We start from the raw sequence: 25,788 nt of genomic DNA, 5'->3' as shown, positions 1-25,788 counted from the left end.
GAAGATGCGGATCATTTTGGCGGCCGGGATGGCCGCAATCCTGTTGGCGACGCCGGGGCTGGCGCAGCAGCAGAAACAGAGCGTCGGCGACGGCGCGCAGGCGCCGCTGCGCGACCTGCGCATCAACGAGAAGAAGATTCCCGACGTGTTGCTGCTCGCCGCCTCCGCACCCTATTCGTCGCGGGGTACCAAGAGCTGCGCACAAATTCGCGCCGGCATCGTCGAGCTCAACGGCGTGCTGGGTACCGATGCCGATGCACCCGAAGCCAAGGGCGGCAATGGCGGTGCGATCGCCGCCGCCGGCAGCCGTGCGATCGTCGGCGCGCTGATCCCCGGCTTCGGGCTGGTGCGGATGGTGACCGGTGCCGACAAGCAGGAGAAGCGGCTCACCGCCGCGCTCTATGGCGGCACCATCCGCCGCGCCTATCTGAAAGGCCTGGGCGTCTCGAAGGGCTGCAAGCCGCCGGCTGCGCCGACCGCCACGGCGCGCGCGGCCGTGCCGTCGCTCCCCGTCGACGACAAGGACGACAAGAAGGACGATCGCAAGGACTGATTCCGCAGCCTGCCAACATTACGGATACGCGCCTGCGCAGATCTGCCTGAATCCGGCGGCGACACACCCGCTGGATTCAGGAGGATCGCATCATGCCCCGTCCCACCCCCGAATGGATCGCCGCGCAGGCCAATGCTGCGCCGCAAGGCTTTGTCCATGCGCCGGACACGACCGCCGGCTATTGGTGCCAGCGCGCGGAAAATACCCTGCCGCCGCCCGACTTCTGGAGCCCCTATGCCCGCAACCGCCCGCTGCCGACGCCGGGTGTGGCGAACCGCAAGGCATGGATCGTCGGTAGCGGCATCGCCGGGCTGGCCGCCGCCTTCTACCTGATCCGTGACGGCCATATGCCGCCGGAGAACATCACCATCCTCGATGCCGCGCAGATCGAGGGCGGGTCGCTGGACGGCGCCGGCGATGCGGAGCGTGGCTATCTGATCCGCGGCGGCCGCGAGATGAACTGGAATTACGACAATCTCTGGGACCTGTTCCAGGATGTCCCCGCGCTGGAGCTGCCCGCCGGCTACAGCGTGCTCGACGAATATCGCTGGGTGAACGATCGCGACCCCAATTATTCCAAAGCGCGGCTGATGCACCAGCAGGGCGCGATCAAGGATTTCCGCAGCTTCGGCCTGTCGCGCAAGGACCAGTGGGAGATCGTCCGGCTGCTGCTCAAGCGCAAGGACGAGGTGGGGGATGCCACCATCGACAGCTATTTCAACGCCGGTTTCTTCGAAACCAATTTCTGGGCGCTGTTCCGTACCATGTTCGCCTTCCAGCCCTGGCACAGCCTGCTGGAGATGAAGCTCTACCTCCACCGCTTCCTCGATTCGGTGGATGGCTTTGCCGACATGTCGGTGGTGGTGTTCCCGAAATACGACCAGTTCGACAGCTTCGTCCGCCCGCTCACCAAGATGCTGCGGGAACAGGGCGTGTGCTTCCAGTTCGATACCCGAGCCTATGATCTCGATTTCGCCGTGGAGGGCGAGAAGCGCACCGTCACCGGCATCCGGGCGATGATCGGCGGCGCGGCGACGGTGCTGCCGGTGGCGGCGGAGGACCTTGTCTTCGTGCTGCCGGGTTCGATGACCGAGGGTACCGCCTATGGCGACATGGACCGGGCACCGGTGCTGGCCCGCGGCGCGCATGATCCGGGGGCGGACAGCGACTGGACGCTGTGGCGCAACCTCGCCGCGCAATCGCCGCTGTTCGGTGCGCCGGACAGATTCTGCGGCGATGTCGCCCGCTCGATGTGGGAATCGGCGACGCTCACCTGCCGGCCCTCGCCGCTGGTCGATCGGCTGAAGGAACTCGCGGTCAACGATCCCTATTCGGGGCGCACCGTCACCGGCGGGATCCTCACCTTCACCGACTCGAAATGGCTGCTCAGCGTCACCTGCAACCGCCAGCCGCATTTCCCCGACCAGCCCGAGGACGTGCTGGTGCTATGGGCCTATGCGCTGCGGATGGACGTGGCCGGCGACAAGGTGGCCAAGGCGATGCCCGATTGCACCGGTCGCGAGATACTGGAGGAGATCTGCTTCCATCTCGGCATCGGCGAGGACCAGGTGGGGGCGGTGGCGGAGGCGACCAAGGTTCGCCTGGCGCTGATGCCGTACATCACCGCCGAGTTCATGCCGCGCGCCGCCGGGGATCGGCCGGCGGTGGTGCCCGAGGGCTGCACCAATCTCGCGCTGGTCGGGCAGTTCGTGGAGACGGCGAACGACATCGTCTTCACGATGGAAAGCTCGATCCGCACCGCGCGGATCGGCGTCTACACGCTGCTGGGCGTGCTGAAGCAGGTGCCGGACATCAGCCCCACCCAATACGACATCCGCAACCTGCTGCGCGGGGCGCGCGCGCTCAACAATGGCGAACCCTTTCCGGGCGAACGGCTGCTCCACCGGCTGCTCGGCAAGAGCTATTTCGCCCATATCCTGCCGCCGCTGCCCGAGAAGGACGGCGATGCGCTGCACCGGGTGGAGGAAGAGCTCACGGGGCTGTTCGGGCGCGGGAGCCAGTGGGTAAACGAAGCGGCGGATACGGTGCGCGGCTGGATGGCCGGTGTGAAGGAGCGGTAAGGGGCAAGTCCCCCTCACCCTTCCCTCTCCCACAAGGGGAGAGGGAGATGCGGCGTACTGCTCCCTCTCCCCTTGTGGGAGAGGGAGGGAGCCGCGAAGCGGCGGAAGGGTGAGGGGGACGCCAACAAAAAAGGGCCGGCGGATCGCTCCGCCGGCCCTTTTCTATGTGCTTCGAGCGGACCGGCGCGAAGTGCATTCGCGCCGTCGGTCGGGTCGGCGGCTTGGCCGCCCGCCGTCCGGATCGTGGCCGAGTCCCGGAGCAGCCGAGGCTGCCCCGGGCCGTCACGATCAGAAGTCCATGCCGCCCATGCCGCCCATGCCGCCCGGCATCGCCGGGGCTGCGGCCTTGTCTTCCGGCAGCTCGGCAATGGTGGCTTCGGTGGTGATCAGCAGGCCGGCGACCGAAGCCGCGTTCTGCAGTGCGGTGCGCACCACCTTGGTCGGATCGATCACGCCGGCCGCCACGAGGTTCTCGTAGGTGTCGGTCGCGGCGTTGAAGCCGAACGAGGTGTCGGTCTGGTCGAGCAGCTTGCCCGAGACGACGGCGCCGTCCTGGCCCGCGTTGCTGGCGATCTGACGCACCAGCGCGGTCAGCGACTTGCGGACGATGTCGATGCCGCGGGTCTGGTCCTCGTTCGCGCCGGTCAGGCCTTCGAGAGCCTTGGTCGCGTACAGCAGGGCCGTGCCGCCGCCGGGGACGATGCCTTCTTCAACGGCTGCGCGGGTCGCGTGCAGCGCGTCGTCGACGCGGTCCTTGCGCTCCTTCACCTCGACTTCGGTCGCACCGCCGACCTTGATCACGGCCACGCCGCCGGCGAGCTTGGCGAGACGCTCCTGGAGCTTCTCACGGTCGTAGTCGCTGGTGGTGACTTCGATCTGCTGGCGGATCTGCTCGGTGCGGGCCTTGATCGACTCGGCTTCACCGGCGCCATCGACGATGGTGGTGTTGTCCTTGTCGATGGTGACGCGCTTGGCGGTGCCGAGCATGCCGAGCGTGACGGTCTCGAGCTTGATGCCGAGGTCTTCGCTGATCACTTCACCCTTGGTGAGGACGGCGATGTCTTCCAGCATCGCCTTGCGACGATCGCCGAAGCCCGGTGCCTTGACCGCTGCGACCTTCAGGCCGCCGCGCAGCTTGTTGACGACCAGGGTCGCCAGCGCTTCGCCTTCGATGTCCTCGGCGATGATCAGCAGCGGGCGACCCGACTGCACGACCGCTTCGAGGATCGGCAGCATCGACTGCAGGTTCGACAGCTTCTTCTCGTGGATCAGGATGTACGGATCCGCGAGCTCGACCGCCATCTTCTCCGGGTTGGTGATGAAGTAGGGCGAGAGATAGCCGCGATCGAACTGCATGCCTTCGACGACGTCGAGCTCGAATTCGAGACCCTTCGCCTCTTCGACGGTGATCACGCCTTCCTTGCCGACCTTCTCCATCGCCTCGGCGATCTTCTCGCCGACTTCACGGTCGCCATTGGCCGAGATGATGCCGACCTGGGCGACTTCCTGCGAACCCGAAACCGGCTTGGAGCGCGCCTTGACGTCGTCGACGACCTTGGCGACGGCGAGATCGATGCCGCGCTTCAGGTCCATCGGGTTCATGCCGGCGGCCACCGACTTCATGCCCTCGCGGACGATCGCCTGCGCCAGAACGGTCGCGGTGGTCGTGCCGTCGCCGGCGATGTCGTTGGTCTTCGAGGCCACTTCGCGCACCATCTGCGCGCCCATGTTCTCGAACTTGTCCTTGAGCTCGATTTCCTTGGCGACCGACACACCGTCCTTGGTGATGCGGGGCGCGCCGAAGCTCTTCTCGATCACGACGTTGCGGCCCTTCGGGCCCAGCGTGACCTTCACCGCGTCGGCGAGGATGTCGACGCCGCGCAGGATGCGCTCACGAGCGTCGCGCGAAAACTTTACGTCCTTGGCTGCCATGGGACTGCCCTTTCAAATTTCGCTAAGTTTCAGGTAGTTGAGGTTCGCGAGGTCGCTCAGCCGACGATGCCGAGGATGTCGCTTTCCTTCATGATCAGCAGGTCTTCGCCGTTCACCTTCACTTCGGTGCCGGACCACTTGCCGAACAGGATGCGATCGCCCGACTTGACGTCGAGCGGGGTCACCTTGCCATCTTCGGCCTTGGTGCCGGTGCCGACGGCGACGACTTCGCCTTCCTGCGGTTTTTCCTTGGCGGTATCGGGGATGATGATCCCGCCGGCGGTCTTTTCCTCGGCTTCGACGCGGCGAACGAGCACGCGGTCGTGCAACGGACGGAAGTTCATTGCCTGATCCTCTTTCAGGTGGATTTCGGTGTTTAGCACTCGGTCCCCCGGAGTGCTAACACCCGGGATATGTGGAGGCGATTTCACTTCGTCAACGGGGGGCGGCGCAACTTTTTTCGCCGTGTTGGCGCGATAATACGGGTCGTTGCCTCTGTCGGGCGCATCCGGTAGCAGATGAAAGCAATACGCTTTGAGGAGCTGCCGGTGAAGCTGGTTCGTACCGCCTGGAAGATACTCGTCGGAATCAAGGACCTGCTCGTCCTGATCCTGCTGCTCCTGTTCTTCTCCGCGCTGTTCGCCGCGCTGTCGCACCGCCCTACACCGGCAACGATTCGCGACGGCGCGCTCGTGGTGGCGTTCAACGGGGCGTTGGTGGAGCAGGAAAGCGAAGGGGACCCGCTTGCGGCGCTTAGCGGTGCCCGCGCCGCCCGCCAGATCAGCGCCCGCGATGTGATCCGCGCGCTCGATGCGGCCAAGGGCGATGGCCGGGTGAAGGCGGTGGTTCTCGATCTCGACAGTTTCATGGGCGGCTATCCCGCCACGGTGAGTGAAGTCGCCGCCGCGGTGGGCCGCGTGCGGGCCGCCGGCAAGCCGGTGCTCGCCTATGCCACCGCCTATACCGACAGCGGCTATCAGATCGCGGCCAATGCCACCGAAATCTGGGTCCATCCGATGGGGGGATCGCTGTTCATGGGGCCGGGCGGGCGCCAGCTCTATTACAAGGGCCTGACCGACAAGCTCGGCATCAACGTGCATGTCTACAAGGTCGGCAAGTTCAAGTCGGCGGTGGAGCCCTATATCCGCGCCGACATGTCGCCCGAGGCGCGCGAGGCGAACACCGCGCTCTATGGCGGCCTGCTCGATCAATGGCGCGAGGGCATCCAGAAGGCGCGGCCCAAGGCCCGCATCGCCGATTTCCTGATGAAGCCCGACGTGGCGATCACCGCCGCCAAGGGCGACATCGCTGCCGCCAACCAGGCATATGGTCTGGTCGACCAGCTCGGCGACCGGATCGCCTTCGGCCGCCATGTCGCCCAGCTGGTCGGTGCACCGGACGGTGCCCGTGCCGGCAACTTCAACGCGATCAAGTTCGCCGACTGGCTGCAGGCCAACCCGCTGCCGACCAGCGGCGACGCGATCGGCGTGATCACGATTGCCGGCGAGATCGTCGACGGCAAGGGCGGCGCCGGCACCGCGGGTGGCGACACGATCAGCAAGCTGGTGCTCGACGGGCTGAAGGGCGGCAAGCTCAAGGCGCTGGTCGTCCGTGTCGACTCGCCGGGCGGATCGGCGATGGCGTCCGAGCAGATGCGCCAGGCGATCCTCCAAGCGAAGGCGCAGAAGCTGCCGATCATCGTCTCGATGGGCGGCCTCGCGGCAAGCGGCGGCTATTGGGTCTCCACCGCCGGCGACGTGATCTTCGCCGAGCCGAACACCATCACCGGCTCGATCGGCATTTTCGGCATCATCCCGACCTTCGAGAACAGCCTCGCCAAGATCGGCGTGACCACCGACGGGGTGGAGAGCACGCCGCTCACCGGCCAGCCGAGCGTCTATGGCGGCACCAACGCCACGGTGGACACCATCCTGCAATCGGCGATCGAGGCCGGCTATGGTCGCTTCGTCGGGCTGGTCGCCGCCTCGCGCAAGCTCACCCCGCAGCGGGTCGACGAGATCGGCCAGGGCCGGGTGTGGATCGGCGGCATCGCCCGCCAGATCGGCCTGGTCGATCGCTTCGGCGGGCTGAACGACGCCCTCGCCGAAGCGGCGAAGCGCGCCGGGCTCGATCCCGCCAAGGTGCGGCCGGTCTATCTCGCCAAGAAGCCCAACGCCTTTGCCGCGGCAGTGGCGGCCGGCCTGGGTTCGTTCGGCAATGACGACGATGACGATGGCGGCTGGGCGGATGCGCCGGCCGGTGGCGATGCCTATGCCCGCATCGCCGGGGAGCGGCGGATGCTGCTGGCCCAGGCGCTGGGCGATGCGAAGCGGCTGAGCCAGAGCGGGTCGGTGCAGGCGCGCTGCCTGGAATGCATGGCGCTGGGCGTGCCGAGCGCGCAGCCGGGCGATCTCGCCCTGCTCCAGCTGGCGCTGGGGATGGCGAAGTGATCGGTATTCGTCCGGCGACGGCCGGGGATGCGGAAGCGATTGCGGCGATCTATGCGCCGCATGTGCTGCACGGCACGGTTTCCTTCGAAACCGAGGCGCCCGATCCGGCGGCGATGGCTGCGCGCATGGCGGCGAGCGAGGGGCTGTATCCCTGGCTGGTCGCCACCCAGACCGATGATTTCGGCGACGCGGTGGTGGGCTATGCCTATGCCACGCGGTTCCGGGAACGGCCGGCCTATCGCTATGTCTGCGAAACGTCGATCTACATGGCGGAGCCGGTACAGCGGCGCGGCGCGGGGCGGCTGCTCTACGAGGCGCTGATCGACACGCTGCGCGCCCAGCGCTTCGTCCATGCGATCGGCTTTATCGCGCTGCCCAACGATCGATCGATCACGCTGCACGAGGCGGTAGGATTCCGCCGCGCCGGCGTGTTCCGCGAAGTCGGCTACAAGCAGGGCCAGTGGATCGATGTCGGCATCTGGCAGTGCGAGCTCAACGCGCCCGCAACCCCGCCGGTGGAGCCGCGGCCGTTCCGCGACGTCGGACTGGTGCGCGCCTGATCCGGTTCCAAGCGTCGTGCCGCATTCGGTTGGCCATGAGGTGCGGGTTGATCGCGCCAATCTGCTGATTGACGTAACCCTGCGCGGCTCGCTGTCGCCCGAGGATCTGGGCTGGATCGGTGAAGAGGTGCGGGCGGTGATCCGTACCTTCGGGCCGGACGCCGGCAAGCACCGCACGCTGTACGACGTAAGCGGTATCACGGTCCTGCCGCAGGCGAGCGCGCAGGCCGTGATCGACAGCTTTGCCCATCCCTCGGTCCGGCCGCTCTGGGCACGCAAACTTGCGTATGTGGTGACGACCACGCTGATCCGGCGCCAGCTGCGTCGACTGGCCGAAGTGCGGCCCGATCTTCGTATCTTCGAGGATCGCGACGCCGCGCTTGCCTGGCTGCTGGAGGACTGAGCCTTTGCCGGGCTATCGGCTGCCGCGATAGGCCGGCAGGCCGAGCTTCCACACGATCGCCGCGGCACGCAGCGCGAAGCCGGCGGTGGCGGCGGCGAGGCCCGCCGCATAGGGGGGCAGGCCGAGCAGACTCAGCACGACATAGACCGACGAAGCCAGCGCTGCCGCGGTGACATAGAGTTCCGGCCGCATCAGGATCGACGGCTCGCCGGCCAGCACGTCGCGGATGATGCCGCCGACACAGGCGGTAACCACGCCCATCACCGCCGCCGGCACCGGCGGAATGCCATAGCCGAGGGACTTGGCGGCGCCGAACGCCGCATAGGCGGCCAGACCCAGCGCATCGAGCCAGGCGAAGCTGCGGTCGCTCCACCAGCGCTGGGGCGTGATCCAGACGATCGCCGACATGCCCAGGCACAGCGAAGCGACGCTGGCATCGTGTATCCAGAAGACCGGCGCACCGATCAGCAGATCGCGCACCGTGCCGCCGCCGACGCCGGTGACCAGTGCGAAGAAAGTGGCGGTGACGATCGTCTGGCCGCGCCGCGTTGCCGCCAGCGCGCCGGTTGCGGCGAACACCGCGATCCCGAACAGATCGAGCCAGGGAAGGATAGGCCCGATCTGGGCCGCGACCGAACCGTTCATCGCCTCCATTTGCCGTGGGCGGCGTGCGGAAGTCAAACAAGGGCTCTTGGCGGGCGGGACCGGCTTGGGGCAAAGGATAGCCATGCAACGTACAGAGTCCCCGCTGATCGCCCTGGCGATCCTCCTGGCGGCGCTCGCCGGCTTCGTCGATGCGCTTGCCTTCACGAGCCTGGGCGGCTTCTTCGCCTCGTTCATGAGCGGCAATTCCACCCGGCTCGGCGTGGGCCTGGGCAGCGGATCCCCGCATGACGCCGCCATCGCCGCATCGCTGGTGATGAGCTTCGTGGCGGGCGTGATCCTGTCCAGTGTCATCGTGCGCGCGCGGCCCCGGCGGCACCAGCCCGTCGTCATGGCGGTTGTCACGCTGCTGCTGGCGCTCGCGGCTGGAACCGCGATGGTGGCACCGGGGCCGATCGTGCTGCTGCTGATGGCCGGGGCGATGGGCGCGGAGAATGGCGTGTTTCAGCGTGACGGCGAAGTCACGATCGGCCTGACCTACATGACCGGATCGTTGGTCAAGATGGGCCAGAAGCTCGCCGCGGCGCTGATGGGCGATGCCGACAGGTTCGGCTGGGTGCCGTATCTGGCGCTGTGGCTCGGCTTCGTCAGCGGCGTGGTGATCGGTGCCGAGAGCCAGTTCCGTTGGGGCTGGAACGCGTTGTGGCTGGCGCCGATCTTTGCCGGCATTCTGACGCTGCTGTTGGCGAGCATGACCCGGCCGCAGCCGGTGACGGCGGGCTGAACGCTCAGCGGAACGCCCAACGCAGCGTTTCGGCCAACCCCCTGGTGCCCATCCGCAGCGCCGGTTTGGCCAGCGCCGGTGTGGTGCGGCCATGCATCTGCCGCGCCCAATCCGGCAGCAGATCGATCGCGGCGGCAAAAGCCAGTGCTTGGAACGGCTTGGTCGCCAGGTTCGGCGCCGGCTGTTCCAGCAGCAGCCTGGCGACGTCGTGCGTGCGCGCATCGTAACGCAATGCCGGGCGCATCGTGGCGATCAGCGCCATCGCATCGGCGCGGCTCCGCGGCACCGGATCCGCGCCCAGCGCCTCGGCGACCTGTGCGAACTCGGCGAAGTAACGATCCTGGTCCGCCCGGGGCATTGCCGGCTCGGCATAGCGGATCCAGCCGTCGAGGAAACTCACCGACTCGGTCACGTGCACCCAGGCGAGCAGCCGGGGATCGTCGGCGCGATAGGGCGTTCCATCCGGCAGCGTGCCCCGGACATGGTGATGGATGTCGCGGACCCGGGCGATCGCTGCCTCGGCCTCGTCGCGGCCGCCATAGCTGGTCAGCGCGATGAAGCGCGCGGTGCGGCGTAGCCTGCCGAGCATGTCGTGGCGGAACTTGGAATGGTCCCACACCCCCGCCAGCACGGCCGGATGGAGCATTTGCAGCAGCAGCGCCGCGACCCCGCCGACCATCATCGTGGTCACGTCGCCATGCACACGCCACACCACCGATTCGGGGCCGAAGAGCCCGTCCGGCCGGCGCACGACCGGCGTTTCGCCGCGTGCGGCATCATTGAATACCGCCCGGATCTGGCCGATCATCGCGCGCCGGGCGCTGTGGGTTGCAAATGCAACTAAATCCATGGCCTTAAGCTAGGGAGTCTGATAGCGCGAACAAGTTGACCGCGTTCGCTTTGCAGTGCAGCAATCGCGCACATGGCCAGCATCGCAATCACCAACAATCCCGACATCCGCTTTCTTGGGCGGCTGCTGGGCGACGTCATCCGTGCCTATGGCGGCGAGGCACTGTTCAAGCGGATCGAATATATCCGCGCGACCTCGGTCGATCGCCATCGCGGTGTCGCGGGTGCGGGCGCGATCGATTCCGGCCTCGATCGGCTGAGCCTTGATGAAACGCTCGATTTCGTGCGCGGCTTCATGCTGTTCTCGATGCTCGCCAATCTCGCCGAGGATCGCCAGGGCGTGGCGACCGAGAAGGATGCCGATGTCGCCGCTGCGCTGGAGCGGCTGGCCAAGGCCGGCATCGGCCGCGAACCGGTGATGGCGCTGCTCGACCATGCGCTGGTCAGCCCGGTGCTCACTGCGCATCCCACCGAGGTGCGGCGCAAGTCCATGATCGATCACAAGAATCGCGTGGCAGAGCTGATGCGGCTGCGCGACCAGGGCGTGACCGAGACGGCGGACGGCGACCAGGTGGAGGAGGCGATCCTCCGCCAGATCGCGCTGCTCTGGCAGACCCGCGTCCTGCGCCGCGAGAAGCTGGGCGTGCCCGACGAGGTCGAGACCGCCTTGTCCTATTTCCGCGACGTGTTCCTGCCCGTCCTGCCCGCGCTCTACGCCCGCTGGGACCGCGCGCTGGGCGATCACGCGCCGAGCTTCCTGCGCCCCGGCAGCTGGATCGGCGGCGACCGCGACGGCAACCCGTTCGTCACCGCCGAATCGATGCGCTTCGCGCTCGCCCGCGCGGCCGAGACGGTGCTCGACCATTATCTCGAATCGGTCCACGCACTGGGCGCCGAACTGTCCATCTCGACCGAGCATACCGAGGTGCCGGAGGCGGTGCTGAAGCTGGCGGAGGCGAGCGGCGACACCGGCAAGAGCCGCAGCGACGAACCCTATCGGCGTGCGCTGACCGGCATCTATGCGCGCCTCTCCGCCACCCATGAAAAGCTGGTCGGCAAGCGCCCCGGCCGCCCCTCGCCGATCCCGGCTGCACCCTATGGCCATCCGTCGGAGTTTCGCGAGGATCTCGTCGCCATCGCGCGTGGCCTGGCGAATGGCGGGCCACTCGCTACCGGCGGCGCGCTCGGGCGGCTGATCCGCGCGGTGGAAACCTTCGGCTTCCATCTCGCCACGCTCGACATGCGCCAGAACAGCGCGATCCATCAACGGGTGGTGGCGGAACTGCTCAAATCGGCCGGCGTCTGCGACGACTATGCCGCGCTCGACGAGCAGGCGCGGATCGATCTGCTGCGCCGCGAACTGGCCAATGCCCGGCCGCTGACCAGCCCCTATGCGGTCTATTCGGAGGAAACCGCGTCCGAGCTGGCGATCGTCCGCGAGGCGGCGGCGGCACATGCGCGCTACGGGCGCGACTGCATCCGCCACTATATCGTCTCGATGGCGCAATCGGTCTCCGACCTGCTCGAGGTGCATGTCCTGCTCAAGGAAGCCGGGCTCTATGTGCCGGGCGAAACCCCGCAGGCGCACATCATGGCGATCCCGCTGTTCGAAACGATCGCCGATCTCGAGGCCGCGCCGCCGATCATGGAGGCCTGGCTCGGCCTGCCCGAAGTCGCCGCCATCGCCGCGGCGCGCGGGCACCAGGAAGTGATGATCGGCTATTCCGATTCGAACAAGGACGGCGGCTACCTCACCTCGACCTGGCAGCTCAGCCGCGGCTCGACCGCGCTCAAGCCGGTGTTCGAGCAGGCGGGCGTGGCGATGCAGCTGTTCCACGGGCGCGGCGGCGCGGTGGGGCGTGGCGGCGGGTCGAGCTTCTCGGCGATCCTCGCCCAGCCACCGGGGACGGTGCAGGGCCGCATCCGCATCACCGAACAGGGCGAGGTGATCGCCGCCAAGTACGGCTCGCCGGAAAGCGCGATGACCAATTTGGAGGCGATGGCCTCGGCCACCCTGCTCGCCAGCCTCGAGCCCGAACAGCTCGCCCCTGCCGACGCCGATCGCTTCGCAGCGGCGATGGACCAGCTTTCGGAAACCGCGTTCCGCGCCTATCGCGGGCTCGTCTACGAGACGCCGGGCTTCACCACCTTCTTCCGCCAGATGACGCCGATCGCCGAGATCGCCGGCCTCAAGATCGGCTCGCGCCCGGCCAGCCGCAAGAAGAGCGACGCGATCGAGGATCTGCGCGCCATCCCCTGGGTGTTCAGCTGGGCGCAGGCGCGGGTGATGCTGCCGGGCTGGTACGGCGTCGGCGCGGCGCTCGAAGCGTTCGAGGACAAGGGGCTGCTGCGCGAAATGGCCAGCGCCTGGCCGCTGTTCCGTGCGACGCTCGACAATATGGAGCAGGTGCTGGCCAAGTCCGACATGGGCATCGCCAGCCATTATGCTGCGCTGGTCGAGGAGGCCGAACTGCGCGACGGCATTTTCGGGCGGATCCGCAGCGGGTGGGACCAGACGCATGACGGGCTGCTGCAGGTGACGCGCCAGACCAGGCTGCTGGAAAAGCACCCGCTGCTCGACACCTCGATCCGGCTGCGGCTGCCGTATATCGAGCCGCTCAATCTGCTCCAGATCGAACTGATGAAGCGCCACCGCGCGGGCGAGGACGATCCCCGGATCGGCGAAGGCATCCTGCTGTCGATCAACGCAATCGCGACGGCGCTGCGGAATAGCGGCTAACGTATCAGCGCTCTCGGGACGCCAGGCACGGTGCGCTCAGGTCGGATTCCACACGTCGAAGGCGCTTGCTCTAATCCATCGCGTGGCGATCCATTTTGTGCCCTGAACCACAGGCAGGCCGGCATGGCGGGCGACGGGATCAGGGCGGCCGTTTGGCAGCGTATTGGTGAATAGTAGGAGGTCGCCAGCCACCGGATCAATCTGTACCTCTGCCTCCGGAAACAGAGTCCCACCGCCTTCAAAATTATCGTTCAAGTACATAATCGCCGTCTTCGCACGCTGGTTCGCGACGTTGGGAAGGGCATCCGAATGCAGTCGGTATTGTTGGCCCACGGCATACCGAAGAATATTGAGGGGCTCGCCTTGCTCTACGGCCGTATCGCTTGCCATTGCGATTCGCCGCAGGATTGCCTGGATGACGAGATCCTCGCGCGTCGGACCGATCACCGCGAAGTCCGACGTACGGATCGGGTGGTCGATCAGGCGATTGGTTGCGGGATCGATGACTTTGGCTGGTGCCAGCAGGTTCTCGGCCGATCGGGCGAGATGGCGGCATTCCTCGGGCGAGATAAAGCTGCGGTAGCGACGAATCTCTGGAGATTCGCATAGCAGTTCAGGCGCCGGGGGTCGAATAGGCTCGCCCCTGGGACCCAACGCCATCCGCTCCACAAGCTGAAGCTCGTCCGCCGCCACCGAATCCAACTTTGCGGCAGCACGCAGCAGCGCCACGGCACCTGGCCAATCGCGGTCGGCGCCCGAACCATTGGCGGTCAGCGCAATTTCCATACGTGTTGCGTCGATGCTGCCCGCTGCGGAAGCGCGGCGCAGAAAGTGACGAGCAGTGACGAGGTCCCGGGGTAGATAGCGCCCGACCAGATACCAGATAGCGAGTTGCAGCAGTGCGGCAGGATCGCTGCGGTCAGCGGCGGCTCGCGCGAGCGTAATCGCGGCATCGCTGCGGCCTTGCTCGATCAGGCGGGCTGCGGCGTCGCTCGAAAATGCCATTGCGGCAGGCTACCAAAAGAAAAGGGCCGGGGAAATCCCCGGCCCTCCCCTCCGATTAGGATGGATCAGAACTTGGCCACGAAGCCAAGATACCCATAGCGACCCCGGACATCGTAGATCCCGGAACCGCCGCCCACGCCGGTGAGGCCGAACGGGGGCTGCTTGTTACCGATATTGTCGATGCCCAGGTAGAGATTGAAGCGATCGTTGACGTCCAGATCGACGCGAGCGTTGTGATACGTCACGCTCGGATAGAACTGAACTGCCGCATAATCTGCATTTTCGGGCGGACGACCCTGAAGACTATTAAAGTCTTCGAAGGTGTTGAGGTACATCTTGTCGATCCAGCGCAGTTCGTAGCCGAGCGTTATCTTGCCGACTTTCACGCTGCTGTTAATCCGGAACTCGTTCTTCGGGTCGTTGAGCTCGCCCAGAAGACGATTGATGCGGTTCGGGTCTGCCGGGTTGGTGAAGTCGTCGCGCTGCAATGTCCGGGTATAGATCCCCATCAGGTTCACCGTGCCCCAGTTGAAGGTACGACGAAAGTTTACGTTGGTGTCGATGCCGCGAGCCTTGAGGCGCGCGAAGTTGAGCGTGGATTGCAGGAGCGAACCTTCCAGGATCTGGAAGGGTACCTCACCACGCGGGCCGCCGTTGGCGCCCGCGCGCTGGAACAGGCCGCAGAACGGGTTGTTCAACGACGCCTGATCGTAGCACTGATTGACAATGGTCTGCGCCGAGACCGACGAGATCACGTTCTCGACATTGATGTCATAATAGTCGACCGATACCGAGAAGCCCGGCAGGAAGCGCGGCTCGAAAATGCCTCCGATCGTATAGCTGGTGGAGGTTTCCTCCCTCAGGCCGGGATTACCGCCGCTGAGAATTTCGAGCGACTGCACGTAGACGAAGTCATAGCCCGCCGGGCGGCCGGCTGCGTTGCAGTTGGCCGCGCGCGTCGTAGAACCGGTGGCGATGTTCCGGTCCGAGCACGGGTCGGCGAAGCCTGGTGCGAAGTTCTGGCTCTGTGACGAGTACAGCTCCGACAGGTTCGGCGCGCGCACCGAGCGCGAATAGTTGCCACGGAACCGCAGGTCGGGAATTGGCGCCCAGTTGATGCCGGCATCCCAGGCGAACACTGTTCCCGTCCGTCCCTTGTAGTTTGCGATACGGCCCGCGCCACTGAGGGTCAGGTCGTGGAAGAACGGTGTCTCGCGGAGCAGCGGAATGCTGAGTTCGCCAAAGGCTTCCTTCACTTCGAACGCCGGCGAGGTGAATTCCGGGATCGCGTTGTAGAACGCATATCCGGCCTGCGTCAGGTCATCGAGGTCGTAGAAGTTGGTCTCCCGGCGATATTCGGCGCCGACCGAGAAGCCGATTGGGCCACCTGGCAATTCGAACAGCTGGCTGAAATCGCCCGAAACGAAGCCGGACGCCACGAATTGGGTGATCTTGCCCTGCGCCACGGACGGCACGGTCAGATAGCTGCGTGCTGCTTGCGACGAGGAACCATCGCCGAAAGGATTGAGGGGAACGCAGGCGGCAACGTCCTGTGCGAGAATGGCGGCATTTTCCACATAGGCGATGCGTGCAGCCGGGTCGATCTTCGAACGGCAGACGATCTGGCCGGTAGAATCGCGAACGGTATCAAGCGCCAGCAGATATCGCTGGATGTTGATGTTACCGGTGATCAGGTTCTTTTCTTTGTGCTCGCCATAGTTGACGGAAACTTCGTAGTTCCAGTCATCGTTGAAGTCGCCACGGACACCGCCGACAGCCCGGAAGGTTTCACGCGTGATCCGTTCGTCGCGAATGCCGAGTTCGACCCAGTTCTTGCGAAGCGAGAAGCGGGTTGCATTGGTGGGGTTGCCGCCGCCTGCACGGACCTGCGCTTCGATCACCGAACGCGCCTGCGCGCTCAGATACGGATTGTCGAGGCGCGGGCGCTCGCGGTTGTTCGAGGGATCGTCGCCGAGCGTGGTGCCCTGCGAGAAGAACGGGCCACTTTGTGAGCCAAAGGCGCGCGCGCGAACATATTTGGCTTCGACAAACGGCACGAAGGCGGGGCTGACGTCGAAATGGCCGATGACGTTCACCGACAAGCGCTCCAGGTCCGGCGATAGGGTCAGCAGGCTCCCTTCGCGACCCGAATAGCCGTTGCCGCCGATGAAATTGCCGTTGGGCCCGATGCCGACGCGGGTTCCCGTCTGCGGGATCAGCGAGCCGTCCGGCTGGAACAGAAAGGCGCAGGTGAAGGCGGCGTTGGCGGCGTCGCGGCCGCAGGCGCCGGTTGGGCTGGTGAAGCCGAGCTGACCGCCGGTGGAGATGGTCGCCGAGCGGATGTCGCGATAGAAGGTCCGATCGGGAATGCCGTCGGAGCCGTTGATCGACCCGGCCGGATCAGTGTCGGTAACGACGAAGCCGTCGTTCTGGCGCAGATTGGGCCGTCCCGAACCGAAATAGGCCGACTGGTGGGCATATTCGACATTGAGGGCGACGTTGCCGCGGCCTTCCGCAAAGTTCTTGCCGATGAGGGCGGACAAATACTGGTTGCCCGCATCCTTATAATCGAGATTCGCGCCCGCCTGGCCGCGCAGCTGAATGCCGTCATAATCCTGCTTGAGGATGAAGTTGACGACACCGGCGATCGCGTCCGAACCATAGACCGAAGAACGGCCACCGGTACGAATGTCTACCGACTGGATGAGGTCGGTCGGGATCGTGTTGATGTCGGGCGAAACGCCGTTGACAAGGATGTCGCCTGCCACATGGCGGCGGCCATTGACGAGGACCAGTGTACGCTGCGAGCCAAGCCCACGCAGGTCGAGCAAGTTCAGGCCGCGCGTCCCCAAGAAGCGCGTCGAGTTCTGCTGGCTGTAGGTGTTGCGAAGCTGCGGCAGGTCGTTGAGAACGTCGCCGACCGAGATCTGTCCGGTTTCGAAGAATTCTTCGCCCGAGATGCTGGTAATCGGAGAGGTGGATTCAAGGTTCGGCTGGCGAATGCGCGAACCGGTGACGAGGATCGCCTCGCCTTCTGCTTGCGGCTTCTGGGCGCTGGCTGTTGCGTCTTCCGATTGCGCGAACGACGTCTGCGGGAAGAGGGCGGCGGCGCTGGCTAGCGCAGTTGCCCCGAGCAGATAGGAAAGTTTCATGGATTGCCCCTCCAGGCGGAATGCCTGATGGGGGTAATTCCACCTCTCGCACGCAAACCTTACAAGAGCCTTACATGAATGTGACGAATTTCGTCGCTGGGTGTTGCGAGTTGGCAACATTTATGGGGTTTATGTTTCCAAATGCAGCTAACTTGGGAAATATTGTAACAAGAGTTTCAAGCAAGGGGTCCCCGCACAATATCTCCTCAGCTGAAAAAAAAAGCCGAGGATCGCTCCTCGGCTCTCTCGTTCGGCGTACGTTCAGAATCACTCCCGCTCGACGCACATCGCGATGCCCATGCCGCCGCCGATGCAAAGCGTCGCCAGGCCCTTCTTGGCGTCGCGCTTCTGCATTTCGTGCACGAGGGTGGTCAGGATGCGCGCACCGGATGCGCCGATCGGATGGCCGATGGCGATCGCGCCGCCGTTCACGTTCACCTTGTCCGCATCCCAGCCAAGCTCCTTGCCGACCGACAGCGCCTGCGCGGCGAACGCTTCATTGGCTTCGATCAGATCCAGATCGGCGATCGTCCAGCCGGCCTTCTCCAACGCCTTCTTGCTGGCAGGAACGGGGCCGATGCCCATGATCGAGGGATCCACGCCCACGCTCGCCCAGCTCTTGATCGCGGCGAGGATCGGCGCGCCGCGCTTTTCGGCTTCGGCACGCGACATCAGCACCAGCGCCGCGGCGCCGTCGTTCAGGCCCGATGCGTTCGCGGCAGTGACGGTGCCGTCCTTCTTGAAGGCGGGGCGCAGGCCGGAAACGCTGTCGAGCGTGGCGCCGGCCCGAATATACTCATCCTGGTCGACCACCGTCTCGCCCTTGCGGGTCTTGATCGTCACCGGCGCGATCTCGTCCTTGAAGCGGCCGTCGGCGCGGGCCTTCTCCGCCAGATTTTGCGAGCGCACGGCAAAGCTGTCCTGATCGGCGCGGGTCACCTGATACTGCTCGGCGAGATTTTCGGCCGTGATGCCCATGTGATAGCCGTTGAACACGTCGGTCAGGCCGTCCTTGATCATCGTATCGACCAGGCTGACATCGCCCATCTTGGTGCCCGGACGCAGCGACTGCGCGTGGGTGCTCATCGACATCGACTCCTGGCCGCCGGCCACGATGATGTCCGCATCGCCGTTCCGGATCGCCTGGAAGCCGAGTGCCACCGCGCGGAGGCCCGAGCCGCAGACCTGCTGCACGCTCCAGGCCGGGACTTCCTTCGGCACGCCGGCGTTCATCGATGCCTGGCGGGCAGGGTTCTGGCCCTGCGCGGCGGTGAGCACCTGGCCGAGGATCACTTCGGAGACTTCCTCGCCCTTCACGCCGGCCTCGGCGAGCGCCGCTTCGATCGCGATGCGGCCAAGCTCGTGCGCGGGGGTGGCGGCGAAGGCACCGAGAAAGCTGCCCACGGGGGTACGCTTGGCGGCGGTGATCACGACGTCGGTCATGCTGGTCTCCTGGGTGTGTTTGCTCGCTATCTAGTGCGCGGCAGGGCGGTTAGCCAGTCCGCAAGCGGTTCCCAAACCGCCCGGCGGGCACGGCCGCCGACGATCATGCCGACATGGCCGAGTGCCATTTCCCGCACCGTGCCGATCCGCGCAGCGCTGGCGGCAGGAACGATGCGATCGGTTGTCGATACCAGCGAAAGCGCCGGTAGCGTCAGCGCGCTCGGGTTCACCGTCGCGCCGGCAACCGTCCAGCGCCCCCGGCCGGGCAGGTCCGCCGCCAGAAAGTCGTCGAACAGCTGTCGCCCGGCGCCGAAGGTGAGCGGCGCGCCGCCATTCGCCCAATCCTCCAGCACGACAAAGGCGCGCGCTTCGGGATCGTTGCGACGCAGGCGGCCGAATCGCTCATATTTCAGGATGGTGCGCCGCGGATCGAGGTGCCAGAAGCCTGCCTGCAGCACTTCCATCGGCACCAGGCCCAGCCGTTCGCAGGTGGGATAGGCCTGGTCCCACAACGCGGCCATGGCGTCCAGTCCGGCCCCATAGCCGGCGAAATGCCAGGGCGCAGCGATTGTCACCAGTCCCGCCGTTTCGATCGCCTGCGCCGCGGCGATCGCCATCGTGCCGCCAAGGCAATAGCCGGCGAGCACCGGCGGCCGCGCCAATTGGCGCAGCAGCGGCAGCAGCAGTGCTTCGACATGGCCGGTCACGTCCAGATCGCGCGTTTCAGGGGTCGGGCTGCCCCAGTCGACGAGCAGGGGCCGGACGCCCTGGCGCGCCAGCCAGCGCAGCAGCGATTTTCCACGGGCGAGATCGAGTACCACCGGCGGGTTGATCAGCGAAGGGATGAACACCACCGGCCTGCCGCTGCCGCCATAATCGCGCAGCATGGCGCGTCCGGCGCGCGCGATCACCGGCTTCTCCGGCCGTGCTGCCGGGCGTTCCGCGCGTTGATACGCCGCCAGTCCCGCCAGTGCCGCCGCCCGCCGTTCCGGCGAGGCTGCCGTTTCGTTGCGCAGCAATGCGAGAAAAAGCGGCAAAGGACGCGGTCCGTGTTGCGACGCGTCAGAAACTGTAGTTAGGTGCGGATCTGTCACGCGCGGGGGTTCCAATGAAGAAAGCTGCACCTGGAAACGGGCCGGTCATCATCAAGAAATATGCGAACCGTCGGCTGTATAATACCGAGACCTCTTCGTACATCACGCTGGAGCATCTTGCCGCGATGACGCGCGAAGGCCGCGACTTCAAGGTCGTCGATGCCAAGACCGACGAAGACATCACGCATAACGTCCTCACCCAGATCATCATGGAAGAGGAATCGCGGGGGCAGACGATGCTCCCGGTGAACTTCCTGCGCCAGCTGATCTCGCTCTACGGCGATTCGATGCAGGCGATGGTGCCGGGCTATCTGGAAGCATCGATGGACAGCTTCCGGCGCAACCAGGAACAGTTCAAGTCGGCGGTCGAGGGGGCATTCGCCAATTCGCCTTTCGCGGAGATCGCCAAGCGCAACATGGCGATGTTCGAAGCCGCTGCCAGTGCCTTCCAGCCCGGCGGCGCGATGCATCCGCCGGGACCGGCGGCGCCGGCACAGCCCGACGCTGGATCGAGCGAGGACGATGTTTCGACGCTGAAGGCCGAACTCGCCAAGCTGCAGGAAAAGATCGAGAAGCTCGGCAAGTAGCGTGATCGGGGCGCTGGCGGCGCTGTTGCTGTTCGGATCCGCTTTGGCGGGCGATCCGCGGCAGCGGCTGCTGGAGCCTGAGGCGGAGCTGTTCGCCAAGGCAGAGGCGGAGATCGTCCTGAAGACCGCGGTGTTCCAGCGGACGGTGGGGCGCGACTATGCCGATTGGGATCTCGACCTTGTCCAGGGGGTGATCCGATTCATCGGCCGAGCCCATGCCTATAGTGCGCCGGTCCAGGTGATCGGCACCTACAACATGCTGGACGGCACGTTCCTGTGGGGCTGGGACCACCCATCCGTGCCGGTGGCACTGGGGGCGGACGCGCGGCTGGCGCGGCAGTTCGGCAAGCGGAACAGGCTGCCCCTGTTCACGACGCGGAAGGTGGCCTGTACCGAACAACAGGCATGGCAGTTCACCGCCGTCGCGCTCTATCTGTCCGATGCCGGTGGCGCCTATCGGGCGCGTAGCGGCACCACCTTGGTGTTCGTAACCTTCGGCGCGCTGACATTGCAGGCCGACAAACGCTAAGCCGCGGCCCCGCTTCTCCGACAATCGTGGAAGCAGGGCCGGGGGCGGGCATTCAGGGCTTGCGGAACTTCAGCGTCATGCGGTCGCTCTCCCCGATCGCTGCATATTTGGCGCGATCCTGGTCCTTCAGCGCATAGGTGGGAGGCAGCGTCCACACGCCGTTCGGCCAATCGGCGGTATCGGCCTTGTTGGCGTTCACTTCCGAGGCGCCGACGAACTGGAAGCCCGCCGCTTCGGCGAGGCGACGGACCGTCGATACCTTGATGTACCCGCTGCTCGTCTCGCGCTCGGCGCTGGCATTTTCGGGCAGGCGGTGATCCTCGATGCCGAGCGTACCCCCCTTTTTCAGCATCGCGTACATCTGCTTGAACGCTTCTGCCGAATAATCCTCGCCGTCGCGCTGATAGCCCATGCGCCAGTTATGGACGTTGCGGAAGGTGAGCACCACATCGGCGGTGCCATCGGGCACCTTGGCCTGGCCCTGGGCCGCCGGGAAGCTGACGACCCGGATGGGACCGTAAAGGGCGGGCTGCTTCGCCTTCAGCGCATCGACCCCCTTGCTGCCATTGTTCGGAACGGCCGCGTAGAGGGTCCCCTTGCCACGGGTGAGCGGCGCGAGGATTTCGGTATACCAGCCGCCGCCGGGCCAGATCTCCACCACCGTATCGCCGGGCTTCACGCCGAAAAAGGCGAGCGTTTCGGCGGGGTGGCGATATTGGTCGCGGGCGGTGTTGGCCGGGCTGCGCGTGGGTGCGGCAACCGCTGCGTCGATCGCCGCATTCTTGGCGGCGGGTTGGTGGGCGGCGACGCCGGCGACAGCAAGGGCGGCGGTCGCGACGGCGATGCCGATGAGGCTATGACGCATGGTGTAGGGCTCCCTGATAGCGGCCGGGAGTGTGGAGCAACAGATTGACGATGCAACTGGAATTTTGGTGCGCGGCGGGGGCGGCGGTGTTGGTGGCGATCGCAAGCGGGCTGGCCGAACATCGGCGGCGTCGCCGCCGCGATCTCGAACGGGTCGGCGTGATGCCGTGGATGGCGATCCAGATGGCCGCGCTGTTCGCGACGCTGCTGCTGGCAAGCCTGGCACTCCACGCCGGATAGGGGATGGCTACAGGCACGCCTCCAGCAGGGCGTGGTCGAATCCGAACTGGCGGGCCTTTTCCAGCGTGTAGGGGCGCAGGCCCATCGAGCGATATTCGCCGATGATCTTCCCGTCGGTGCCTTCGTCGAGATATTCGAAGCGGAACAGCTCCTGGGTGACGATCACCGGGCCTTCCATGCCGATCACTTCGGTGATGTTGGTAACGCGGCGGCTGCCGTCGCGCAGGCGCTTCACCTGCACGATCAGGTCCACCGAATCGGCGATCTGGCGGCTGATCGCTTCCTTCGGCACCTTGATGTCGGACATCATCACCATATTCTCCATCCGTGCCAGCGCCTCACGCGGGCTGTTGGAATGGAGCGTACACATCGATCCGTCATGGCCGGTGTTCATCGCGGACAGCAGGTCGAAGCATTCGGCACCGCGGATTTCGCCCAGGATGATGCGATCGGGCCGCATCCGCAGCGCGTTCTTCACCAGATCGCGGATGGTGATCTCGCCCTGACCTTCCAGGTTCGGCGGGCGGGTTTCCAGCGGCAGCCAATGCGGCTGCTGCAGGCGCAGCTCGGCCGCGTCCTCGATCGTCAGCACGCGCTCGCCCGGATCGATCATCTTCGAGATCGCGTTGAGCATCGTCGTCTTGCCCGAGCCGGTGCCGCCCGAAATGACGATGTTGAACCGGCTGGCGCCGGCCACCTTCAGCACCGTGGCCATTGCCTCCGACATCGATCCGCCGCGTGCCATCATGTCGAGCGTGATCGGCTTGGAGGAGAATTTGCGAATCGAGATTGCGGTGCCGCGCAAGCTCAGCGGCGGCACGATCACGTTGACGCGGCTGCCATCCTTCAGCCGGGCATCGGCGAGCGGTGTCGTCTGGTCCACCCGCCGGCCCACGGCGTTGCAGATGCGCTGCGCGACCTGGAACAGATGCTCCTCGTCACGAAACTGCACATTGGCGAGCTCCAGCTTGCCGCGCCGCTCGACATAGGTCTGCTCGGGGCCGTTGACCATGATGTCGCTGACGGCGGGATCGGCCAGCAGCTCCTCAAGCGGGCCGAGCCCCAGCAATTCGTCGACCAGCACCTTTTCCAGCGCGAACTGTTCGCGGCGGTTGAGCGTGAGCCGCAGCTCGGCGAGCACTTCGCCGATGATCGGGCGGAATTCCTCGGCCAGTTCGTCCTTGGCGAGCGTCGCGGCCGCTTCGGCGTCCACCCGCTCCAGCAGTCGCGGCAGCACCTGTTCCTTGATGCGGTGGACCGATGCCTCGAAGCCCTCCTGGCGGGGGACGCCCGCGTCAGCGGGGCCGGATTGGCGGTCCGCCAGGCGCTGCAGCGCATCGGCACCGGCCGTAGCGGAGGCGATGCCCGCCATCGGCAGGGCTTCGACGGAGGGCAGGGCGTAGGCGGTCGCGGACGGCCGCTGCACCGCGCCGCCCTGCATTGGCCGGGCAACCCCGAAGCTCGCCCGCCCGACGCTGCTGTTTCCCGTGCCGCCGCGACGTCCGAACGCGCTCATCGAAACTTCTCATCCCAATTCGGTCCAGGAGTCGATAGCCTGCGGGGCCTTGCGATTTGCCTAACTATCCTGCGTTGAAGGGGGCGGACGAGATGGCGTACCGATGGGCTTGGATATTGGGAGTGTTGTTTGCGGCGCCGGCGCTTGGGCAGGAGGCCGATCCGCTGGGCTGGCTCACCGGCTATTGGTGCACGCAGGGCGGTGACGGCAGCCAGACCTGCGAGCATTGGGCGCCGACGCGCGGCGGCGTGAAGCTGGCGACCGCGCAGACGGTGCGCGACGGGAAAAGCGGATTCGTCGAATTCCTGTCGATCGCGGTCGACGGGCAGCCCGTGGCGCTGGAGGTGCTATCGCCGGACGGGGGCCCGGCGGGCAGGTTCCGCGCGGTTCGCCATGCACCCCAGGAGGTGACGTTCGAAAATGCCGCGCATGATTACCCGCAGCGAATCCATTATTGGCGCGAGGGCGATATCCTCCACGCCGAGATCATGAAGCTGGATGGCAGCAAGCCCAATCGCTGGGACTATCGGCTGCGGCGCCCTTGAAGCGCCGCGCCGGTTATTCGGCGCGTTCGGCCAGCACGGTCAGGCCGCGCTCGTTGACCTCGGCGAACCCGCCTTCAACGCGGATCAGCTCGGGCGTGGTCGCCCCGGCCTTGTAGAGCTCGATATTGCCGTCGCGGATCGTCGACATGACCGGCGCATGGCCTTCGAGCACGCCGAAATCGCCCTCGCTGCCGGGGACGACGACCATATGGACCTCTTCCGAGCGGACGAGACGTTCCGGGGTGACGAGTTCGAAGTGCAGCATGTTCTTACCTTACTCCCTCTCCCCATCGGGGAGAGGGTGGGGGAGAGGGGGAGAGCGATGCACCTCGTTACAGGCCCCTCTCCCCAACCCTCTCCCCGATGGGGAGAGGGAGATTGTCGTTACGCCTCGTCGGCGAGCTTCTTGGCCTTGGCGATCGCGTCGTCGATGCCGCCGACCATGTAGAAGGCCGCTTCCGGCAGATGGTCATACTCGCCGTCGACCACCGCCTTGAACGAGCGCACCGTGTCTTCCAGCTGCACGAAGGCGCCCGGAATGCCGGTGAACACTTCGGCGACGTGGAACGGCTGGCTGAGGAAGCGCTGGATCTTGCGGGCGCGGGCGACGGTCAGCTTATCCTCTTCGGAAAGCTCGTCCATGCCCAGGATCGCGATGATGTCCTGCAGCGACTTGTACTTCTGCAGGATCGCCTGCACCGCACGTGCCGTTTCGTAATGCTCCTGGCCGACGACGCGCGGTTCGAGCACGCGGCTGGTCGAGTCGAGCGGATCGACGGCCGGGTAGATGCCCAGCTCGGAGATGGCGCGGTTGAGCACGGTCGTCGCGTCCAGGTGGGCGAACGAGGTCGCCGGCGCCGGATCGGTAAGATCGTCGGCGGGCACGTACACGGCCTGCACCGAGGTGATCGACCCCTTGTTGGTGGAGGTGATGCGCTCCTGCAGCGCGCCCATGTCGGTCGACAGGGTCGGCTGATAGCCCACTGCCGACGGAATACGGCCGAGCAGTGCCGACACTTCCGCGCCCGCCTGGGTGAAGCGGAAGATGTTGTCGACGAAGAACAGCACGTCCTGGCCTTCGACGTCGCGGAAATATTCGGCGATCGTCAGGCCCGAAAGCGCGACGCGGGCACGGGCGCCCGGCGGCTCGTTCATCTGGCCATAGACCAGCGCGACCTTCGAGCCCTCGGTGATGGCGTTGCCGTCGGCGTCCTTGGCGATAACGCCGGCGTCGAGGAACTCGTGATAGAGATCGTTGCCCTCACGGGTACGCTCGCCCACGCCCGCGAACACCGAAGTGCCGCCATGGCCCTTCGCGATGTTGTTGATCAGTTCCTGGATGAGCACGGTCTTGCCCACGCCGGCGCCGCCGAACAGGCCGATCTTGCCGCCCTTCGCATAAGGCGCGAGCAGGTCGATCACCTTGATGCCGGTGACGAGGATGGCGCTGTCGGTCGACTGGTCGACGAACAGCGGGGCCTCGGCGTGGATCGGGGCGCGCAGGTCGGTGCCGACCGGGCCGCGCTCGTCGATCGGCTCGCCGACGACGTTGAGGATGCGGCCGAGCGTCGCCGGGCCGACGGGCACCTGGATCTGGTTGCCGGTGTCGACGACGGTCTGGCCGCGGGTCAGGCCCTCGGTGGCGTCCATCGCGATCGTGCGGACGGTGTTCTCGCCCAGATGCTGCGCGACTTCGAGAACCAGGCGGTTGCCGTTGTTCTGGGTCTCCAGCGCCGAAAGGATCGCCGGCAGGTTGTTCTCGAACGTCACGTCGACGACCGCGCCGATCACCTGGCTGATGCGGCCGACATTGTTGGTGCCCGTGGTCGGGGTGGTGTCTACAGCGGCGGTTGCCATT

At 65.9% G+C, this 25,788-nt stretch carries 23 protein-coding genes; 11 read left to right on the top strand and 12 right to left on the bottom strand.

Features of this window, described 5'->3' with window-relative positions; translation table 11 throughout:
- Positions 1 to 4: 4 nt before the first annotated feature.
- Both DD559_RS01625 and DD559_RS01620 read left to right on the top strand, forming a co-directional pair.
- Positions 5 to 553 (top strand): hypothetical protein, encoded by a 549-nt coding sequence (locus tag DD559_RS01625; protein WP_116467653.1) that lies wholly within the window; start codon positions 5 to 7, stop codon positions 551 to 553.
- A gap of 92 nt (positions 554 to 645) precedes the next feature.
- Positions 646 to 2,634, top strand: a complete 1,989-nt coding sequence (locus DD559_RS01620) for an oleate hydratase (RefSeq protein ID WP_116467652.1) — start codon at positions 646 to 648, stop codon at positions 2,632 to 2,634.
- A gap of 288 nt (positions 2,635 to 2,922) precedes the next feature.
- Here DD559_RS01620 and groL read toward each other — a convergent pair whose 3' ends face one another.
- Together groL and groES are read right to left on the bottom strand one after the other, a co-directional pair.
- On the bottom strand, positions 2,923 to 4,566 hold the full coding sequence (gene groL / locus DD559_RS01615) for a chaperonin GroEL (protein WP_116467651.1): 1,644 nt from the start codon (positions 4,564 to 4,566) through the stop codon (positions 2,923 to 2,925).
- A 56-nt stretch (positions 4,567 to 4,622) separates the two neighbouring features.
- Positions 4,623 to 4,910 (bottom strand): co-chaperone GroES, encoded by a 288-nt coding sequence (groES, locus tag DD559_RS01610; RefSeq protein ID WP_010544804.1) that lies wholly within the window; start codon positions 4,908 to 4,910, stop codon positions 4,623 to 4,625.
- A gap of 204 nt (positions 4,911 to 5,114) precedes the next feature.
- Between groES and sppA the strand changes: the two genes are divergently transcribed.
- Genes sppA through DD559_RS01595 form a run of 3 tightly spaced genes read left to right on the top strand, consistent with a single transcriptional unit; the run spans position 5,115 to position 7,979 of the window.
- Complete coding sequence (sppA, locus tag DD559_RS01605; protein WP_116470641.1) at positions 5,115 to 7,016, top strand: signal peptide peptidase SppA; 1,902 nt, start codon at positions 5,115 to 5,117, stop codon at positions 7,014 to 7,016.
- Positions 7,013 to 7,576 carry a GNAT family N-acetyltransferase gene (locus DD559_RS01600; RefSeq protein WP_116467650.1) on the top strand — a complete coding sequence of 188 codons (564 nt, stop codon included), beginning with the start codon at positions 7,013 to 7,015 and terminating at the stop codon, positions 7,574 to 7,576. The genes sppA and DD559_RS01600 overlap by 4 nt, the downstream gene beginning before the upstream one ends.
- Positions 7,577 to 7,616: 40 nt before the next feature.
- Positions 7,617 to 7,979, top strand: a complete 363-nt coding sequence (locus DD559_RS01595; protein WP_206364418.1) for an STAS/SEC14 domain-containing protein — start codon at positions 7,617 to 7,619, stop codon at positions 7,977 to 7,979.
- 12 nt (positions 7,980 to 7,991) lie between these two features.
- On the opposite strand, the gene DD559_RS01590 is transcribed toward DD559_RS01595, so the two are convergent.
- Positions 7,992 to 8,624 carry a trimeric intracellular cation channel family protein gene (locus tag DD559_RS01590; protein WP_116470640.1) on the bottom strand — a complete coding sequence of 211 codons (633 nt, stop codon included), beginning with the start codon at positions 8,622 to 8,624 and terminating at the stop codon, positions 7,992 to 7,994.
- A gap of 82 nt (positions 8,625 to 8,706) precedes the next feature.
- Between DD559_RS01590 and DD559_RS01585 the strand changes: the two genes are divergently transcribed.
- Positions 8,707 to 9,366, top strand: coding sequence for a YoaK family protein (locus DD559_RS01585; protein ID WP_116467648.1), 660 nt, complete (start codon positions 8,707 to 8,709; stop codon positions 9,364 to 9,366).
- Between the two features lie 4 nt (positions 9,367 to 9,370).
- Here the strand turns inward: DD559_RS01585 and DD559_RS01580 are convergent, their stop codons facing one another.
- On the bottom strand, positions 9,371 to 10,174 hold the full coding sequence (locus DD559_RS01580) for an oxygenase MpaB family protein (RefSeq protein WP_240610076.1): 804 nt from the start codon (positions 10,172 to 10,174) through the stop codon (positions 9,371 to 9,373).
- A gap of 114 nt (positions 10,175 to 10,288) precedes the next feature.
- Here DD559_RS01580 and ppc point away from each other — a divergent pair, with 114 nt between their 5' ends.
- The gene (ppc, locus tag DD559_RS01575) at positions 10,289 to 12,955 is read left to right on the top strand and encodes a phosphoenolpyruvate carboxylase (RefSeq protein WP_116467646.1); all 2,667 of its coding nucleotides are present in this window, start codon (positions 10,289 to 10,291) and stop codon (positions 12,953 to 12,955) included.
- A 36-nt stretch (positions 12,956 to 12,991) separates the two neighbouring features.
- Here the strand turns inward: ppc and DD559_RS01570 are convergent, their stop codons facing one another.
- The 4 genes from DD559_RS01570 to DD559_RS01555 form a co-directional block, all read right to left on the bottom strand.
- A complete protein-coding gene (locus DD559_RS01570; RefSeq protein ID WP_116467645.1) occupies positions 12,992 to 13,960 on the bottom strand; it encodes a 2OG-Fe(II) oxygenase in 969 nt (322 codons plus the stop codon).
- A gap of 65 nt (positions 13,961 to 14,025) precedes the next feature.
- Positions 14,026 to 17,232 (bottom strand): TonB-dependent receptor domain-containing protein, encoded by a 3,207-nt coding sequence (locus DD559_RS01565; RefSeq protein ID WP_368389674.1) that lies wholly within the window; start codon positions 17,230 to 17,232, stop codon positions 14,026 to 14,028.
- A gap of 147 nt (positions 17,233 to 17,379) precedes the next feature.
- On the bottom strand, positions 17,380 to 18,555 hold the full coding sequence (locus tag DD559_RS01560; protein ID WP_116467643.1) for an acetyl-CoA C-acetyltransferase: 1,176 nt from the start codon (positions 18,553 to 18,555) through the stop codon (positions 17,380 to 17,382).
- A gap of 26 nt (positions 18,556 to 18,581) precedes the next feature.
- Positions 18,582 to 19,592, bottom strand: coding sequence for an alpha/beta fold hydrolase (locus tag DD559_RS01555; RefSeq protein WP_116467642.1), 1,011 nt, complete (start codon positions 19,590 to 19,592; stop codon positions 18,582 to 18,584).
- Positions 19,593 to 19,663: 71 nt separating this feature from the next.
- On the opposite strand from DD559_RS01555, the gene phaR reads away from it, so the two are divergent.
- Both phaR and DD559_RS01545 read left to right on the top strand, forming a co-directional pair.
- Positions 19,664 to 20,236 (top strand): polyhydroxyalkanoate synthesis repressor PhaR, encoded by a 573-nt coding sequence (gene phaR / locus DD559_RS01550; RefSeq protein WP_116467641.1) that lies wholly within the window; start codon positions 19,664 to 19,666, stop codon positions 20,234 to 20,236.
- A 1-nt stretch (position 20,237) separates the two neighbouring features.
- A complete protein-coding gene (locus tag DD559_RS01545; protein ID WP_116467640.1) occupies positions 20,238 to 20,765 on the top strand; it encodes a DUF6882 domain-containing protein in 528 nt (175 codons plus the stop codon).
- 52 nt (positions 20,766 to 20,817) lie between these two features.
- Here DD559_RS01545 and DD559_RS01540 read toward each other — a convergent pair whose 3' ends face one another.
- On the bottom strand, positions 20,818 to 21,630 hold the full coding sequence (locus DD559_RS01540; RefSeq protein ID WP_116467639.1) for a class I SAM-dependent methyltransferase: 813 nt from the start codon (positions 21,628 to 21,630) through the stop codon (positions 20,818 to 20,820).
- Between the two features lie 50 nt (positions 21,631 to 21,680).
- Between DD559_RS01540 and DD559_RS01535 the strand changes: the two genes are divergently transcribed.
- Positions 21,681 to 21,869 carry a hypothetical protein gene (locus DD559_RS01535; RefSeq protein WP_116467638.1) on the top strand — a complete coding sequence of 63 codons (189 nt, stop codon included), beginning with the start codon at positions 21,681 to 21,683 and terminating at the stop codon, positions 21,867 to 21,869.
- A 7-nt stretch (positions 21,870 to 21,876) separates the two neighbouring features.
- On the opposite strand, the gene DD559_RS01530 is transcribed toward DD559_RS01535, so the two are convergent.
- On the bottom strand, positions 21,877 to 23,385 hold the full coding sequence (locus tag DD559_RS01530; RefSeq protein WP_116467637.1) for a TadA family conjugal transfer-associated ATPase: 1,509 nt from the start codon (positions 23,383 to 23,385) through the stop codon (positions 21,877 to 21,879).
- A 122-nt stretch (positions 23,386 to 23,507) separates the two neighbouring features.
- Between DD559_RS01530 and DD559_RS01525 the strand changes: the two genes are divergently transcribed.
- Complete coding sequence (locus tag DD559_RS01525) at positions 23,508 to 23,930, top strand: DUF6265 family protein (protein ID WP_133243756.1); 423 nt, start codon at positions 23,508 to 23,510, stop codon at positions 23,928 to 23,930.
- Between the two features lie 13 nt (positions 23,931 to 23,943).
- Here the strand turns inward: DD559_RS01525 and DD559_RS01520 are convergent, their stop codons facing one another.
- Together DD559_RS01520 and atpD are read right to left on the bottom strand one after the other, a co-directional pair.
- Positions 23,944 to 24,195, bottom strand: a complete 252-nt coding sequence (locus DD559_RS01520) for an ATP synthase F1 subunit epsilon (protein WP_116467635.1) — start codon at positions 24,193 to 24,195, stop codon at positions 23,944 to 23,946.
- A gap of 119 nt (positions 24,196 to 24,314) precedes the next feature.
- Complete coding sequence (atpD, locus tag DD559_RS01515; protein WP_116467634.1) at positions 24,315 to 25,787, bottom strand: F0F1 ATP synthase subunit beta; 1,473 nt, start codon at positions 25,785 to 25,787, stop codon at positions 24,315 to 24,317.
- Between the last annotated feature and the right edge of the window lies 1 nt (position 25,788).

This window comes from Sphingomonas pokkalii (assembly GCF_003096275.1).
Lineage (GTDB): Bacteria > Pseudomonadota > Alphaproteobacteria > Sphingomonadales > Sphingomonadaceae > Sphingomonas > Sphingomonas pokkalii.
This window is presented reverse-complemented; position numbering and strand designations above follow the sequence as displayed.